The sequence below is a fragment of the Streptomyces smyrnaeus genome (assembly GCF_017676345.1).
GTDB lineage: Bacteria > Actinomycetota > Actinomycetes > Streptomycetales > Streptomycetaceae > Streptomyces > Streptomyces smyrnaeus.
On sequence record NZ_JAFFZM010000005.1, the window covers coordinates 14,817 to 31,059 of the forward strand.

The window sequence follows — 16,243 nt, forward strand, 5'->3', positions numbered from 1 at the left end:
GAGCCCCTCCTCCGTTGCATTGGCAGCGCGAATGACCCCCGTCTGAACAGCGTGGGAACGCCCGCCACCAGGTGTCGCAACCGCGTGCAAGTATGGCTCCAGCACGACAGCGACGAGATCCGCGAGAGTGGGGAGACCAACCAAGTGCCTGGCACGAATCTGACGCGCGAAGAGGCCCAGGAGCGGGCCCGGCTGCTCACCGTGGACTCGTACGAGATCGAGCTGGACATCAGCGGTGCCCAGGAGGGTGCGGCGACCTTCCGCTCGGTCACGACGGTCCGCTTCCGGGCGGCCGAGGCGGGCGACACCTTCGCCGACCTGATCGCGCCCGCCGTGCACGAGGTCACCCTCAACGGTGAATCCCTCGACCCGGCCGCCGTCTTCGCCGACTCCCGTATCGCCCTGCGCGGGCTCTCGCAGGGCCCGCAGGAGCTGCGCGTGGTCGCGGACTGCGCCTACACCAACACCGGCGAGGGCCTGCACCGCTTCGTGGACCCGGTCGACGACCAGGCGTACCTCTACACCCAGTTCGAGGTGCCGGACGCGCGCCGGGTGTTCACCACCTTCGAGCAGCCGGACCTCAAGGCCACCTTCCAGTTCACCGTCCGCGCCCCCGAAGGCTGGACGGTGATCTCCAATTCGCCCCCGGACTTCGTCCGGGGGGACCCCCACACCCCGCAGCCGTCGGACAACCTGTGGCGCTTCGCCCCCACGCCGCGGATCTCCACCTACATCACGGCGCTGATCGCCGGCCCGTACCACTCGGTCCACAGCAGCTGGGAGGGAGAGGGCCGCAGCGTGCCGCTGGGCATCTACTGCCGCCCCTCGCTGGCCGAGCACCTGGACGCCGACGCGATCTTCGAGGTCACCCGGCAGGGCTTCGACTGGTTCCAGGAGAAGTTCGACTACCCCTACCCGTTCGAGAAGTACGACCAGCTCTTCGTGCCCGAGTTCAACGCGGGCGCCATGGAGAACGCCGGCGCGGTCACCATCCGCGACCAGTACGTCTTCCGCTCCAAGGTCACCGACGCCGCCTACGAGGGCCGCGCCGAGACCATCCTGCACGAGCTGGCGCACATGTGGTTCGGCGACCTGGTCACCATGGAGTGGTGGAACGACCTGTGGCTGAACGAGTCGTTCGCCACCTACACCTCCGTCGCCTGCCAGGCGCACGCCCCCGGCAGCCGCTGGCCGCACGCGTGGACCAGCTTCGCCAACCAGATGAAGACCTGGGCCTACCGCCAGGACCAGCTCCCCTCCACCCACCCGATCATGGCCCCGATCCGGGATCTGGACGACGTCCTGGTCAACTTCGACGGCATCACCTACGCCAAGGGCGCCTCCGTCCTCAAGCAGCTCGTCGCCTACGTCGGTATGGACGAGTTCTTCCAGGGCGTACGCGCCTACTTCAAGCGCCACGAGTGGGGCAACACGCGGCTGAGCGACCTGCTCGGTGCCCTGGAGGAGACCTCGGGACGCGATCTGAAGGCGTGGTCCAAGGCCTGGCTGGAGACCGCGGGCATCAACGTCCTGCGGCCCGAGCCGACCTGCGCCGAGGACGGCACCCTGACCGGGCTGGCCATCCGGCAGGAGGCCCCCGCCCTGCCCGCCGGCGCCGCCGGTGAGCCTACGCTGCGCCCGCACCGCGTCGGCGTCGGCTTCTACGACCTGGTGGACGGCAAGCTGGTCCGCACCGACAGTGTGGAGCTCGACGTCGACGGGGAGCTGACCCAGGTGCCGCTGCCCCGGCAGCGCAAGCGCCCCGATGTGCTGCTGCTCAACGACGGGGACCACACCTACGCCAAGGTCCGGCTGGACCCGGAGTCGCTGGCCAACGTCACCCGGCACCTGGGTGACTTCGCCGACCCGCTGCCGCGTGCGCTGTGCTGGGCCTCCGCCTGGGACATGACCCGCGACGCCGAGCTCCCCGCCCGCTCCTATCTCGATCTGGTCCTGTCCGGTATCGGCAAGGAGTCCGACATCGGCGTCGTCCAGTCCCTCCAGCGCCAGGTCAAGCTCGCCCTCGACCTGTACGCGGCACCGGACTGGCGGGAGACCGGGCTCACCCGCTGGGCCGAGGCCGCCCTGGAGCAGCTGCGGGCCGCGGCGCCCGGCAGCGACCACCAGCTCGCCTGGGCCCGCGCCTTCGCCGCCGCGGCCCGTACGGATGCCCAGCTCGATCTGGTGTCCGGGCTGCTGGAGGGCAGCGAGACCCTTGAGGGGCTGACGGTGGACACCGAGCTGCGCTGGGCGTTCCTGGGCCGGCTGGCCGCCACCGGCAAGGCCGACGAGGCCCGGATCGGTGCCGAGCTGGAGCGGGACGCCACCTCGGCGGGCGAACGGCACGCTGCCGCGGCCCGTGCCGCGCGCCCCACACCCGAGGCCAAGGCGGAGGCGTGGCGGGCCGTCGTGGAGAGCGACGCGCTGCCCAACGCCGTGCAGGAGGCGGTCATCTCCGGCTTCGTCCAGACCGACCAGCGCGATCTGCTGGCGCCCTACACCGAGCGCTACTTCGCCGCCGTCAAGGATGTCTGGGAGCAGCGCAGCCACGAGATGGCGCAGCAGGTCGCCATCGGCCTCTACCCGGCCCTCCAGGTGCGCCCGGAGACCCTTGAGGCCACCGACGCATGGCTGGCCTCGGCCGAGCCCGGCGCTGCGCTGCGCCGCCTGGTGACCGAGTCCCGGGCGGGCGTGGAGCGGGCGCTGCGTGCCCAGGCCGCCGACGAGGCGGCGGGCGCCGCGGGCTGACGCGGTGCGCGGTTGAGCAGGTGAGCGGTGAGCCGTTGAGCGGGGCTCGCGGCAGCCGGGCGAGACGGCCCCCGGTCCGTGCGGACCGGGGGCCGAGTCGCGGGCGGTGGCGTGGTGGTTCAGTCGGCCGTGCGGCTCACTTGAAGGCGGCCTGCTCGAAGACCACGTCGGCGAGGCCGTTCGCCCACAGCTGCTCGACCCGGGCGCGCTCGGCGGCGTTGGGCTGGTCGTTGGTGCAGGAGGGGCCGGGGCCGCCACCGGACATCAGCTCGCTGCAGGGACCGGAGTAGTTGTCCGGCAGGCCGAGCACATGGCCGGTCTCGTGGGCGACCACGCGGTTCGAGTCGTACTGCTGGTTCTGCGCGTAGTCCAGGAAGATGTAGCCGTTGCCGTGCCCGTCGGTGTAGGCGTAGCTGCCGCGCGGGTCGTTCCCCTCGCGGTAGTCGAAGCTGGCGCCGCCGCCCTCGGCCAGCTTCACGTTGGAGACGGCAGAGTTCCACACGGCGGTGCTGTTGGCTATCTCGTTGCGGAAGCTGGGCGCGCGGCTGGCGTCGTAGTTGATGGTGACCTGCTGGATGCCGGGCTTGGCGGCCTGTTTCTTGAGCGCTTCCTTGACGATGAACTTGAAGAACTTGTCGTTGTTGCGCTGGTTCTCGCCGGTGAAGCCCTGGGTGCTGGAGGCGCTGGCGGAGCCGGTGGAGCTGGTGGGGGAGGTGGAGGCACCGTCGGCGGAAGCCGTGGCGGGTGCGGCACCGAGGCCGAGAGCGACGGTGACGCCCAGGCCGAGCGCCGTCGACAGAGCAGATCTGCGGTATCTCATGGGGGGTCTCTCCTCGTGTTCCGAGAGACCGGCGCCGCTCTGGGATGTTGGCGTGGGGGGCGCCGCCGGTCCCTCCGGACGGATTCCTGCTGCGGGAGAGTTTGTTCGAGCGCGCGGCGTTCCGGAATGATGTCACCTGCCGATAGGACCGGTGAATCACCTGGAGCGGCAGGGGGGTTCGCGGGACGTTCACCAGCGCGACGCTGACTGGTGGGAGGCGCGACACCGCCGTTATGCTCCGCGTGTGGAGCTCGAAGTGAGGCATCTTCGTGCACTGTGTGCGATTGCCGACACGGGCAGCGTGCACAAGGCGGCCCGACAACTCGGTATGACGCAACCCTCGCTGACGACCCAGCTCAGGCGGATCGAACAGGCCGTCGGGGGCCAGCTCTTCAACCGGGAGCGTACCGGCAGCAGGCCCACCCCGCTCGGCCGCACCGTCCTCACCCGTGCCCGGCCGATCATCGCCGAGATGACCGAGCTGATCCGCGAGGCCAAGGACGCCGCCGGGCTCGCCGGGGCCGGGCCCGGGGTGCGGCTGCGGCTCGGCAGCACCGGCAGCAGGGCCGTCCCCGGCTGGCTGCGCCGTCTGCACAACCGGCTGCCGGACACCGACATCACTTTCCAGGCCGATGTCTCCGCGAACACGCTGTTGCGGATGGTCGCGGGCAATCAGCTCGACGCCGCCTTCGTGCACGAGGTCGAGGGCTCGCCGCTACGGGTGCCCGACGGTGTCGAACTGCGCGTCCTGGTGCGGCGCGAACCGCAGTTCGTCGCCGTGCCCGCCACGCATCCCGCGGCGCGGGCCGGGCGGGCCGTCGCCGTCGCCGAGCTCGCCGAGGAGAGGTGGATGGTCGATCCCTCGGTCGACGGCGACTGGGACGGGCTGCGGCGGGTGTTCGCCGCTGCGGGCATCGATCCGCGGGTGGTGTACGGCGACTACCTGTCCGCGGGCGATCTGGTCGCCGCGGGCGAGGTCGTCACCCCGTGCCAGCCGACGTCCCAGCCGCGTCCCGGCATGTCCATCGTCCCCCTGGCGGGTGACCCCCTCGGGGTCCGGCTGCTGGTGGGACTGCGGACGGGGTGGGGGCCGGGCGCCGAGGCGGACGCCGTCTTCGACGATCTGCGGGCCTCCTACGAGGAGGTGGCCCGCAGCAGCCCCGCCTACGCCCGCTGGCTGTCCACCCGGCGCGCCCCCGGGCCGCCGGTGATGGTCTGACGGGCCCGACGGCGCGCTGCGGCCCCACCAACTGCCCGGGCCGCCGCAGCGCGCCCGGGCGTTCGCCTGCCCGGGCCCGCCGCAGCGCGCCTTAGGCGCCGGCGTCCACCCGCTGGGCGCGCAGGGCCCGGGCGAGGTCGTCGCGGGACTCGGCGACGAGGCGCCGCAGGGCGGGTGCGGCGTCCGGATGTCCGGTTAGCCATGCGTCGGTGGCGTCGAGCGTGGCCTGGTTCCCCTGCGAGGCCGGGAAGAGGCCCCGCACGATGGCCATGGCGATCTCGATCGACCGGGAGGCCCAGACGGACTCCAGCACCTCGAAGTACCGGGGCGCGTACGGCGCGGTCAGCTCGGTCTGCCCGGGCTGGTCGAAGCCGGAGATCGTCGCTTCGACGAGGGCGTTGGACAGTGCGTCGGACTCCACGACACCGGCCCACGCCTGGGCCTTGACGGCGGCGGAGGGCCGCGCGGCCAGGCACCGCACCTGGTGCCGCTTGCCGGAGGCGGTGTCGTCCCGCGCCAGCTCGGCGTTGACGGCCGCCTCGTCGGCCAGGCCCTCGGCGGCGAGCGGTTGCAGGAAGGCCCAGCGCAGCTCCTGGTCCACCTCCAGGCCGTCGATCCGTGCGGTGCCGTCCAGCAGTCCCTGCAAGAGGCGCAGTTCGTGTTCGCCGGAGGCGACGGCGGCCAGGAAGCGCGCCCAGGCCAGCTGGTGTCCGCTGCCGGGTTCGGCCTGCCTCAGCTGGGTGACGGCGCCCTCGGACAGCAGCCGTGAGCCCTCGGCGCGCCATTCGGGCGCCGTGTAGCTGTCGAGGGCCAGCTTGGCCTGGCCGTGCAGCATCTGCAGGACACCGATCTCGGTCTCCCGCCCGGCGAAGCGCAGCACCAGGGAGATGAAGTCCCGGGCCGGCATCAGCCCGTCCCGGGTGAGGTTCCAGGCGGCGGACCAGCACAGGGCCCGGGCCAGGGGGTCGGTGAGCCCGCCGAGGTGGTCGCGCAGCGTCGCCAGGGAGACCTCGTCGAACCGGACCTTGCAGTAGGTCAGATCGTCGTCGTTGACCAGCACCAGGTCGGGGCGCTCGGCACCGGCCAGCTCGGCGACCGGGGTGCGCACGCCTGCGACGTCGACCTCCGCGCGGGCGTACCGCTCCAGCGTGCCGTGGGCCGGATCGCGGCGGTAGAGGCCGACGGCGACGCGATGGGGGCGCAGGGTGGGGTGCGCGTCGGTGGCTTCCTGGAGGACGGCGAGCTCGGTGACGCGGCCGCCCGCGTCGTAGGTCAGCTGCGGGGTGAGGGTGTTGACCCCGGCGGTCTGGAGCCATGCCTTGGACCACTCGGCCATGTCGCGGCCGGATGTCTCCTCCAGCGCGGACAGCAGGTCCTCCAGGCGGGTGTTGCTCCACTGGTGGCGCTTGAAGTAGCGCCGGGCGCCCTCCAGGAAGGCGTCCTCGCCCACGTAGGCGACCAGCTGTTTGAGGACGGAGGCGCCCTTGGCGTAGGTGATGCCGTCGAAGTTGAGCTTGGCGTCCTCCAGGTCCCGGATGTCGGCGGTGATCGGGTGGGTGGAGGGCAGCTGGTCGGCGCGGTAGGCCCAGGACTTGCGGCGGTTGGCGAAGGTGATCCAGCCGTCCCGGAAACGGGTGGACTCCACCAGCGAGAAGGCGCCCATGAAGTCCGCGAAGGACTCCTTGAGCCACAGGTCGTCCCACCACTCCATGGTGACCAGGTCGCCGAACCACATATGGGCCATCTCGTGCAGGATGACGTTGGCCCGGCTCTCGTAGGACGTGTCGGTGACCTTGCCGCGGAAGATGAACTCCTCACGGAAGGTCACACAGCCGGGGTTCTCCATGGCGCCGATGTTGTACTCCGGCACGAAGGCCTGGTCGTACTTCCCGAAGGGGTACGGGTAGTCGAAGTGGTCGTGGAAGAAGTCCAGCCCCTGCTTGGTGACGGTGAAGATGTCCTCGGGGTCGAAGTGGCGCGCCAGCCCCTTGCGGCACAGGGCGCCCAGCGGAATCTCCAGCTCGCCGCCTCCTTCGAAGGTGCGGCGGTAGGTGTCGGCGACGTAGGTGTACGGGCCCGCGACGACGGCGGTGATGTACGTCGAGATCGGCCGGGTACGGGCGAAGCGCCACAGGGCCGAGGTCCCGTCGTCCACCGGCCGCGGCTCGCCCACCTGGGCGCCGTTGCTGAGCACCGTCCAGCTCGCGGGGGCGGTGACGGTGAAGTCGAAGGGGGCCTTGAGATCGGGCTGTTCGAAGTTGGCGAAGACGCGGCGCGCGTCGGCCGGCTCGTACTGGGTGTAGAGGTAGACCTCGCCGTCCTCGGGGTCGAGGAAGTGGTGCAGGCCCTCGCCGGTGCGGCTGTAGGCGCACTGCGCGTCGATCGTCACCTCGTTCGAGGCGCGCAGTCCCGGCAGGGTGACACGGGCGCCGTCGAAGACCTCCTCGACCCGCAGCGACTCGCCGTTGAGGGTGACGGAGTGGACGTGCTCGGCCACCAGGTCGACGAAGGTGGTGGCGCCCTCCTGGGCGCTCTCGAACGTGATCGTCGTCGTCGAGCGGAAGGTGCGCGGACCGGTGGCGGGTGGCGGCTCGATGGCCGAGCGCAGATCCAGCGCCACGTCGTACCCGTTCACGGTCAGCAACGCGGCCCGCTCCCGGGCCTCGGTGCGGGTCAGGTTCTCTCCGGGCACGCCGCTCCCTCTCCGTTCGACCGCGGTCCTCGCACCGCAGGTCGGATCGCCTGGTCGACAACCTGCTCAGGATCGCATGCGGCGCTGGGGAGGCATACCCGGGAATGCGCTGGACCGCCCGGTACGTTGTCGGCGTTCGAGCTCACAATCGCACTGGCCGAGGAGAACGTATGACGGACAAGACGCCTGCTGATTTCTGGTTCGACCCGCTGTGCCCTTGGGCCTGGATGACCTCCCGCTGGATGCTGGAGGTGGAGAAGGTGCGGCCGGTCGAGGTCCGGTGGCATGTGATGAGCCTGTCCGTGCTCAACGAGAAGCGGGTGGACGAGCTGCCCGAGCAGTACCGCGAGCTGCTGGAGCGCGGTTGGGGGCCGGTGCGGGTCTGTATCGCCGCCGAGCAGGAGCACGGCAACGAGGTGCTGGGCCCGCTGTACACCGCGCTGGGCACCCGTGCCCACCCGGGCGGGCGGGAGTTGGACCGGGAGGTCGTCGTGGAGGCGCTGGAGGAGGTCGGGCTGCCCGCCTCGCTGGCCGACGCCGCCGATTCGGACCGCTACGACGCCGAGCTGCGCGCCTCGCACGAGGAGGGCATCGGCCTGGTGGGTCAGGAGGTCGGCACGCCCGTCATCGCCGTGCCGGGTGCGGACGGCGGGCAGATCGCCTTCTTCGGCCCGGTGGTCACTCCGGCGCCCAAGGGTGAGGCCGCCGCCAAGCTGTGGGACGGCACCCTGATGGTGGCCTCGACCCCCGGCTTCTTCGAGATCAAGCGCACCCGCGATGTGGGCCCGGTCTTCGACTGAGCTCCCGAAGAGTGCGGGGCCCCTGGTGTGTCACGTCCACACCAGGGGCCCCGCCGTCCTCCGCCCCGGAACGGTGAGAAGACGATCACGAGGACGGAAGCCGCACTGCCGGGCCGTCGGGGCCGCTACGGCGCCAGCAGCAGGTTGTTGGCGCGCTCCTTCGCCGCGGTGTAGCGGGCCGCGACGTCCTGCCAGTTGACGACGCGCCACATCGCCTCGACGAAGTCGACCTTCTGGTTGCGGTACTGCAGATAGAACGCGTGCTCCCAGGCGTCGAAGACCAGGATCGGCACCGAGCCCTGCCCGACGTTGCCCTGGTGGTCGTAGACCTGTTCGACGATGAGCCGTCCGGTGACCGGCTCGTAGGCCAGCACACCCCAGCCCGAGCCCTGGGTGGTGGCCGCCGCCTTGGACAGCTGGGCCTTGAACTTCGCGAAGCTGCCGAAGGACTCGGCGATGGCGTCCGCGAGCTGGCCGGTGCCGTCCTTCTCCAGCGGTTCGCCGCCGCCGTCACCGGTCATGTTCTGCCAGTAGATGGTGTGCAGGATGTGCCCGGACAGGTGGAAGGCGAGGTTCTTCTCCAGTCCGTTGATGGTGGCCCACTGGTCCTTGTCACGGGCCTCCGCGAGCTGTTCGAGGGTGTCGTTCGCCCCCTTCACATACCCGGCGTGGTGCTTGTCGTGGTGCAGCTCGATGATCTCGCCGCTGATGACCGGCTCCAGCGCGGAGTAGTCGTACGGCAGCTCCGGCAAGGTGTAGGTCGCTGTCGACATGTTCTCGCCCTTCGCTCGCTATTGCATATTACTTGCAACAAGAAGCTAGCAGCAAGAGAGCGCAAAACAGCGGAGCGCCCCCTGCGTGCAGGGGGCGCTCCGCTCGGTGCGTCTCGGTCCGAAGTCCTAGGCCGGGCCGGGTCGCCGACGCTCCGTCAGGCGTTCTCGGGCAGTGGGGTGCGCGGGTGCCTGCGCTGGCGCAGATATCCGCCCAGGGCCAGCACCACCGTCAGACCGGCGGTGAACGCCAGCTGGGTGCGGGTGTCCCCCTCACGCAGCATCAGCAGCAGTACGGCCGCGATACCCAACAGCGCGACGATGGTCAGCCCGGGGAACAGCCACATGCGCACCACCAGCTTCTCCGGCGCCTGACGCTCCAGCCGCCTGCGGGTGATCAGCTGCGAGACGGCGATGAAGCCCCACACCACCAGCGTGGCCGCGCCGACCATGTTCAGCAGCCACTGGAAGACCGTCTTCTCCCACAGGATGTTGAGCAGCACCGCGATGAAGCCGAAGAGGGACGAGGCGATCACGGCGTAGCGCGGCACCCCACGCGCACTCACCCGGTTGAGGAACGCCGGGCCCTCACCCCGCTCCACCAGGGAGTAGGACATCCGCGAGGCGCCGTAGATGTTGGCGTTCATCGCCGACAGCAGCGCGATGAGCACCACCACGTTCATGATCTGCGCGGCGGCCGGAATGCCGATGTAGTCCAGCACGGCCGCGTACGGCCCGGAGAGCACGGACTTGTCGTGCCACGGGATCAAGGTGACGATCACCAGCATCGAGCCGACGTAGAAGAGCGCGATCCGCCACACCGCGGTGCGCACCGCCTTGGCGACCCCGGAGACCGGCTTCTCCGACTCGGCCGCCGCGATCGTCACCGTCTCCAGGCCGCCGAACGCGAACACCGAGGCCAGCAGCCCCACGATGAGTCCGTCGGCGCCGGTGGGGAAGAAGCCGCCGTCCCCCGTCAGATGGCCGGCGCCCGGAGAGTCGGTGCCCGGCAGCACGCCGGCTATCGCGAGCACGCCCAGCACCAGGAAGGCGGTGATGGCCAGCACCTTGATCGCGGCGAACCAGAACTCGTACTCGCCGAAGTTGCGCACCGCCGCCAGGTTGGTGGCGCAGAAGACGAGCATGAACAGCGCGACCCATATCCACTGGTCGGTCGCGGGCAGCCAGCCGGTCATGATCTTCGCGGCGGCGGTCGCCTCGGTGGCGATGGCCACACACAGCAGCGTCCAGTAGATCCAGCCGGCCGTGAAACCCGCCCAAGGACCTAGGGCCCGCTCGGCGTGGACGGAGAAGGAGCCGGAGGCCGGGCGGGCCGCGGACATCTCGCCCAGCATCCGCATCACCAGCATCACCAGCGCCCCGGAGGCCGCATAGGCGAGGACGATCGCGGGGCCGGCGGCGGCGATGCCCGCGCCGGAGCCGACGAAGAGCCCGGCGCCGATCACGCCGCCCAGCGCGATCATGGACAGATGGCGCTGCTTGAGGCCGTGGGCGAGGGTGCGGCGGGAGGGGTCGGTCCCCTCCTCCGGCGGTCCGGAGGGCGGGGCGGGCTCTCCGGGGGAGTGTGGCGCGTCGGAGGTCTCGGTGCGCGTCATCAGTAGCCGTTCCTGGGGGTGTGTGAGGTGGTGAACGCGGGAACAGAGCGGTACGTGCGTTCCCACAGCTTGCGGGGAAGTGCTGCTCCGACAGTCTTCGGGAGTCTGCCCCGGCACAGCAATAATCGTGCAACGGTTTCCGCATTGCGGACAGTCCCTTTCCGCCGGTGACCCGGGCCGACCCGTGGTGCACGGGGGGTGAGCGGGGTCTCGCGGGCCCGCACTGTCATCAACCTCACGCTCCGCTCACGCTCGGCGCACGAGTGGATTCGGCTAGCGTCGACGGGCACGAGGTCGTCGTCCTGCGCGCCCGTGCCTGCTTCTACCAGCTCGCACCAGACGGAGATGCCAGATGAGTGCCCTCACTTCCGCAGCCGTACCGCGTCCGGGAGCCGTGCTCGCGGATCTGCTGCCCGCCTCCAGCTCAGCGCGTGCCCGGGTCAGGGACGTCGCACTTGTCGTCGGCGGCGCCGCGCTGACCGGGATGGCCGCCCAGCTCGCGGTGCCGATCCCGGGCTCGCCGGTGCCGGTCACCGGTCAGACCTTCGCCGCCCTGCTGGTCGGCGCCGGGCTGGGCGCCGGACGCGGCTTCCTGGCCCTGGCCCTGTACGCGGTGGCGGGCATGGCCGGGGTGCCGTGGTTCGCCGAAGCCTCCGCCGGGGTCGGGATGCCCTCCCTCGGCTATGTGTTCGGCATGCTGCTGGCCGCCGCGGCCGTGGGCGCCCTCGCCCGCCGCGGCGGTGACCGCGGCGCGCTGCGCACGGCGGGGACGATGGCCGTCGGTATGGCGCTGACCTACGCGGTCGGCGTCCCCTACCTGGCGGTCTCCACCGGTATGTCGGCCGGCGAGGCCGTCGCCGCGGGGCTGGTGCCGTTCCTGGTCGGTGACGCCGTCAAGGCGGCCCTGGCGATGGGGGCGCTGCCCACCGCCTGGAAGCTCGCGGGCCGCAAGGGCTGACACCCCGCACCGTGAACGAGGGCCTGGCGTCGCACGGCGCCGGGCCCTCGCACATGTTCTGCCGGCCTCAGCGCGTGGTGCCGGTGGCGTCGGCCTGCGCTTCGGAGCCGGCTTCGGAGTCGGCTTCGGCGGTGGGCTTCGGCACCCGGGCGGCTGCTGGGGCTTCCCCGGCCGCGTCGGCCGCCGCCGAGCCGGCCGGGGAGGTGCCCGGCGCCTCCGATTGCGGGGTGGGCCGCTGCCGGACCCGGTCGGTGACCAGCGAGGCCACCAGCACCACGGCGGCGACGGCCAGGGACAGCACCATCTGGGTGCGCCCGTCGTCGTCGGTGAACATGTAGCCGATCACAAAGACGATCAGGCCGATGGTCGCCCACGTCAGATACGGGTACAGCCACATCCGCACGGTCAGCCGCTCCGGGGTCTCCCGCTCGATCCGGCGCCGCATCCGCAGCTGCGAGGCGCAGATGACCAGCCAGACGAAGAGCGCGACGGCGCCTGAGGAGTTCAGCAGGAACTCGAAGACGGTGTCCTTGGCGATGTAGTTGAAGAAGACCGCGACGAAGCCGAAGGCCACGGAGGCCAGGATCGCCGCGGTGGGCACGCCCCTGGAGTTGGTGCGCCCGAAGGAGGCCGGGGCGTCCTTGCGCTCACCCAGCGAGTAGGCCATCCGCGAGGCGGTGTACAGGCCCGAGTTCAGGCAGGACAGCACGGCGGTCAGCACGACGACGTCCATCACGGTGCCCGCGTACGGGATGTCCAGCGCGTCCAGCACGGCCACGTAGGGGCCGTCGGCGGCGATCGCCTTGGAGTCCCACGGCAGCAGCGAGACGATCACGAAGATCGAGCCGATGTAGAACAGGCCGATCCGCCAGATCACGCTGTTGACGGCCTTGCGCACGGCGTTGACCGGGTTCGGCGACTCGGCGGCGGCCAGCGTGACGATCTCGCTGCCCATGAACGAGAAGACCACCAGCAGCATGCCCGAGAGGATCGCTCCGGGGCCGTGGGGCAGGAACCCGCCGTGGCCGGTCAGATTCTCCGCGCCGGCGAAGTGGTCGGCGGGCGGCAGGCCCGCGAAGGCGATCACGCCGACGGCGATGAATGCGATGATCGCGACGACCTTGATCCCCGCGAACCAGAACTCGAACTCGCCGTAGGATCCGACGGAGATCAGGTTGGTGCCGGTCAGCACCACCATCACCAGCAGCGCCCAGCCCCACTGGGGCACGGTGGGCAGCCAGCCCTCCAGGATCTCCGCGGCCGCCGTCGCCTCCACGGCGAGCACCACGGACCAGAAGAACCAGTACAGCCAGCCGATGGTGAACCCTGCCCAGCGGCCCAGCGCGCGATCGGCGTAGGTGGAGAACGACCCGGAGGTCGGGTGGGCGGCGGCCATCTCACCGAGCATCCGCATCACCAGGACGACGAGCAGCCCGGCCAGCGCGTAGGACAGCAGAATGCCGGGGCCCGCGTCCGCGATGCCTGCCTTGGACCCGATGAAGAGTCCGGCGCCGATGACACCGCCGATGGCGATCATGGACAGATGGCGGTTCTTGAGGCCTGCCTGGAGGCCGTCGCCGCCGCCCTGGGTCGACGGCGGGCTCTGTGGCGGCTCCCCCGGCTTGCGCGGGGTGTGCTGGGAACTCATGGGGCAGCCGGCTCCTAATGAGGGTGATGTTTCAAACGAGCGCTCACATGTAAGAGCTCGTCCTGCCCACAACGGAAGAGTCGAATCCGGATTGTTGTACACGGAACATTGCGGTGACGACCTGGTACTTCCGCGGAAACGTGCCCGCCGGTGTGCCGTGGGCGCTCCGGGAGCGACTCCGCACCCTTCTCGGCCGCCCTGGGCGGCGTCCGGGCGGACGGGGATGGCACACTCTGCGTCATGCGCGTGTACCTCGGCTCCGACCATGCCGGTTTCGAACTGAAGAACCACCTCGTCGAGTGGCTCAAGGCCGCGGGCCACGAGCCCGTCGACTGCGGCCCCCACATCCACGACGCCGAGGACGACTACCCGCCCTTCTGCCTCCGCGCGGCGGAGCGCACCGTCGCGGACGCCGGCTCCCTCGGCGTCGTCATCGGCGGCTCCGGCAACGGCGAGCAGATGGCCGCCAACAAGGTCCCCGGCGCCCGCTGCGCCCTGGCGTGGAGCACCGAGACGGCAGCGCTGGCCCGCGAGCACAACGACGCCAACCTGGTCAGCGTGGGTGCGCGGATGCACACCACCGAGGAGGCCGTCTCCTTCGTGGAGACGTTCTTGAACACCCCCTTCTCCGAGGGCGAGCGCCACCAGCGCCGCATCGGGATGCTCGCCGACTACGAGCGCACCGGTGAGCTGCCGCCCGTGCCCGCGCACCACCCGCAGCCCTGAGCCGTGCCCGAGGGCCACACCATCCACCGGCTCGCGCGCGATGTCGCGGACCGGTTCGCAGGACACCCGCTGGACGCCTCCAGCCCGCAGGGCAAGTTCGCCGACGGTGCCGCGCTGCTGGACGGCGCGGCGCTGACCGCGACCGAGGCACACGGCAAGCATCTGTTCCTCGGCTTCGGCCCGCTCGGCTGGGTGCATATACACCTGGGCCTGTACGGGACCCTGCGCTTCGGTGCTGGCCCGCCCCCGGCACCCGTGGGCCAGGTGCGGCTGCGGCTGGCCACCCGGCCCGGCGAGCACCCCGCCGGGCCGCTGCCCCACGCCGGTCCGCTGCACTACGCCGATCTGCGCGGCCCCACCCGGTGCGAACTGCTGACCGAGCCGGAGAAGCAGGCGATCAGCGACCGGCTCGGGCCGGACCCGCTGCGCCCCGCCTCGGACCCGGAGGCCGCCTGGGTGCGCGTCTCACGCAGCCGCACCAGCATCGCCGCGCTGCTCATGGACCAGAAGATCGTCGCCGGCGTCGGCAACGTCTACCGTGCCGAGGTCCTCTTCCGGCACGGTATCGACCCGTACCGTGCCGGACGCGATCTCACCCGGTCCGAATGGGAGGCGATCTGGTCGGACCTGGTCGATCTGATGACCGACGGGGTCCGCAAGAACCGGATCGACACCGTGCGCGACGAGCACACCCCCGAGGCCATGGGACGCCCACCGCGGGTGGACGACCACGGCGGTGAGGTCTACGTCTACCGCCGGGCCGCCCAGCCCTGCCTGGTGTGCGGCGGACCCGTCGCCACCGCCGAACTCGCGGCCCGCAACCTGTTCTGGTGCCCCACCTGCCAGCGCGCGTGAGCCCTCAGAACCCGTGCGGCAGCCACGGCTGGACGTCGTCCGCGAAGGCCGCCGCCGTCGCCCGCAGGGCCCCCGAACCGGGCCGCTCCTCACGCACCAGCCCGGCTCCCGCCAGCGCTGTCAGCGAGGTCCCGCCCAGATAGGCGCTGCCCAGTTCCCGTACGCCGAGCGACAGGTCCGCCGCGTCCCCGGTGGGCTCGCACACCGCCCCCTTCTCGTCGCCGGACAGCCGCCAACGCCCGGTGTTCCACGGGCAGAAGGTGTCCTCCACCTCCAGCACGACCTCCACCGGGGTGGCATAGCAGCGGGCGGCCAGCGCGGCGCCGACATCCACCGGGCGCAGATACAGCGAGTCCCCGACCGCAGTCCCGCACCGGCGCGGGTTGCTCACCAGGTGCTGCCACGGATCGTCCACGGGCCGGTTGTCGGCGACGATCGTCGTCGTCAGGTCGATACCCCACAAGAAGCGCCAGAGCGCCGCGTAACCGGCGGGGTCGAGCGCTTCCAGCTCCCGCAGCCGGACCTCGCCGTCCGCTGCGTCCGTCCGGCTCCAGCACATCTTGACCGCGTAACGGGCGTACGCCACCGGCTCGCCGTCCCGCAGCGCCACCACACAGCGCAGCGGCGAGGCGCCCTCGCGGTCGCGCTCGGGATCCAGCAGCGGCTCCCGCTCCCATCCGGGGCGCCGCTGCAGCATCCCCGGACGCCGGGAGACCACCTGCGCGTAGACGGCCTCGCACTCCGCGAGCAGCGAGGCGGCCTCGTCCGACTGGCGCAGCCGCAACCCGTCCGCCTCGGCGGCCAGTGGCGCCGGCAGTTGCAGCGCGACCCTGCTGGTGTCGATCCGGGCGGAGAGGGAGTGTGTCGCCAGGCCGTATCCGAAGCGGCCGTAGATCGCCGGCTCCGAGGCGGTCAGCACGGCGAGCGGCTCCTCGCCCGCCGCCCGCAGGTCGTCCAACTGCCGCCGCATCATCGTGCGCAGCAGGCCGCGCCTGCGGTGGGTGGGCGCCACGCTCACCATCGTCACCCCGGCGGTGGGGACGACGGCGCCGCCGGGCACCGCCATCCGGAAGGAGAACAGCCCCGCCGTGGCCACCGGACGGTCCTCGTCCCAGACCCCGATCGACCGCTCGACCTCGGTCAGCGAACGGTAGACCTCCCGCTCCTGCGAGGAGTCCTCGGAGGCGAACGCGCTCAGCAGCGCGCCGTACCAGTCGTCCCACTCCGAGGGCTGAAGAACCCGTGGCTCAAGTGTCATACCGCCATCACTAGCAGGCAGTTCGAACACGGGCGAACGCTTTTGTCCGCGGGCGCGCCACCCCTGTGCGCGCCCACCGCGCGTACGCCCCCCGACCAGGGCCGGGAATCGACGGGCCGCCGACGGGGTGGCT

12 protein-coding genes are annotated in these 16,243 nt (G+C 71.2%); 6 read left to right on the forward strand and 6 right to left on the reverse strand.

The features are described from left to right. Nucleotides 1-144: 144 nt before the first annotated feature. Nucleotides 145-2,748: an aminopeptidase N gene (gene pepN, locus JW613_RS09780; RefSeq protein ID WP_209210663.1), complete on the forward strand. Its 2,604-nt coding sequence runs from the start codon at nt 145-147 to the stop codon at nt 2,746-2,748. A gap of 136 nt (nt 2,749-2,884) precedes the next feature. Here pepN (JW613_RS09780) and snpA read toward each other — a convergent pair whose 3' ends face one another. Beyond that, entirely contained in the window at nt 2,885-3,568 is a 684-nt protein-coding gene (gene snpA / locus JW613_RS09785; RefSeq protein ID WP_209210340.1) for a snapalysin, read from the reverse strand. 244 nt (nt 3,569-3,812) lie between these two features. Here snpA and JW613_RS09790 point away from each other — a divergent pair, with 244 nt between their 5' ends. Continuing rightward, nucleotides 3,813-4,787 (forward strand): LysR family transcriptional regulator, encoded by a 975-nt coding sequence (locus tag JW613_RS09790; RefSeq protein WP_307865852.1) that lies wholly within the window; start codon nt 3,813-3,815, stop codon nt 4,785-4,787. Nucleotides 4,788-4,878: 91 nt separating this feature from the next. Here the strand turns inward: JW613_RS09790 and pepN (JW613_RS09795) are convergent, their stop codons facing one another. Beyond that, nucleotides 4,879-7,479: an aminopeptidase N gene (gene pepN, locus JW613_RS09795; RefSeq protein ID WP_209210341.1), complete on the reverse strand. Its 2,601-nt coding sequence runs from the start codon at nt 7,477-7,479 to the stop codon at nt 4,879-4,881. 170 nt (nt 7,480-7,649) lie between these two features. Here pepN (JW613_RS09795) and JW613_RS09800 point away from each other — a divergent pair, with 170 nt between their 5' ends. Then, the gene (locus JW613_RS09800; protein ID WP_209210342.1) at nt 7,650-8,279 is read left to right on the forward strand and encodes a mycothiol-dependent nitroreductase Rv2466c family protein; all 630 of its coding nucleotides are present in this window, start codon (nt 7,650-7,652) and stop codon (nt 8,277-8,279) included. Between the two features lie 125 nt (nt 8,280-8,404). Here JW613_RS09800 and JW613_RS09805 read toward each other — a convergent pair whose 3' ends face one another. Next, complete coding sequence (locus JW613_RS09805) at nt 8,405-9,052, reverse strand: superoxide dismutase (RefSeq protein ID WP_099880827.1); 648 nt, start codon at nt 9,050-9,052, stop codon at nt 8,405-8,407. Nucleotides 9,053-9,207: 155 nt separating this feature from the next. Next, nucleotides 9,208-10,665, reverse strand: coding sequence for an amino acid permease (locus JW613_RS09810; protein ID WP_209210343.1), 1,458 nt, complete (start codon nt 10,663-10,665; stop codon nt 9,208-9,210). Between the two features lie 352 nt (nt 10,666-11,017). Between JW613_RS09810 and JW613_RS09815 the strand changes: the two genes are divergently transcribed. Then, complete coding sequence (locus JW613_RS09815) at nt 11,018-11,623, forward strand: biotin transporter BioY (protein ID WP_099880822.1); 606 nt, start codon at nt 11,018-11,020, stop codon at nt 11,621-11,623. Between the two features lie 67 nt (nt 11,624-11,690). Here the strand turns inward: JW613_RS09815 and JW613_RS09820 are convergent, their stop codons facing one another. Then, nucleotides 11,691-13,271: an amino acid permease gene (locus tag JW613_RS09820; protein ID WP_209210344.1), complete on the reverse strand. Its 1,581-nt coding sequence runs from the start codon at nt 13,269-13,271 to the stop codon at nt 11,691-11,693. A 240-nt stretch (nt 13,272-13,511) separates the two neighbouring features. On the opposite strand from JW613_RS09820, the gene JW613_RS09825 reads away from it, so the two are divergent. Together JW613_RS09825 and JW613_RS09830 are read left to right on the forward strand one after the other, a co-directional pair. Beyond that, nucleotides 13,512-13,997, forward strand: a complete 486-nt coding sequence (locus JW613_RS09825) for a ribose-5-phosphate isomerase (RefSeq protein ID WP_209210345.1) — start codon at nt 13,512-13,514, stop codon at nt 13,995-13,997. Nucleotides 13,998-14,000: 3 nt separating this feature from the next. Then, entirely contained in the window at nt 14,001-14,852 is an 852-nt protein-coding gene (locus tag JW613_RS09830) for an Fpg/Nei family DNA glycosylase (RefSeq protein WP_209210346.1), read from the forward strand. 4 nt (nt 14,853-14,856) lie between these two features. On the opposite strand, the gene JW613_RS09835 is transcribed toward JW613_RS09830, so the two are convergent. Then, nucleotides 14,857-16,110 carry a GNAT family N-acetyltransferase gene (locus tag JW613_RS09835; protein WP_209210347.1) on the reverse strand — a complete coding sequence of 418 codons (1,254 nt, stop codon included), beginning with the start codon at nt 16,108-16,110 and terminating at the stop codon, nt 14,857-14,859. Nucleotides 16,111-16,243 lie beyond the last annotated feature (133 nt).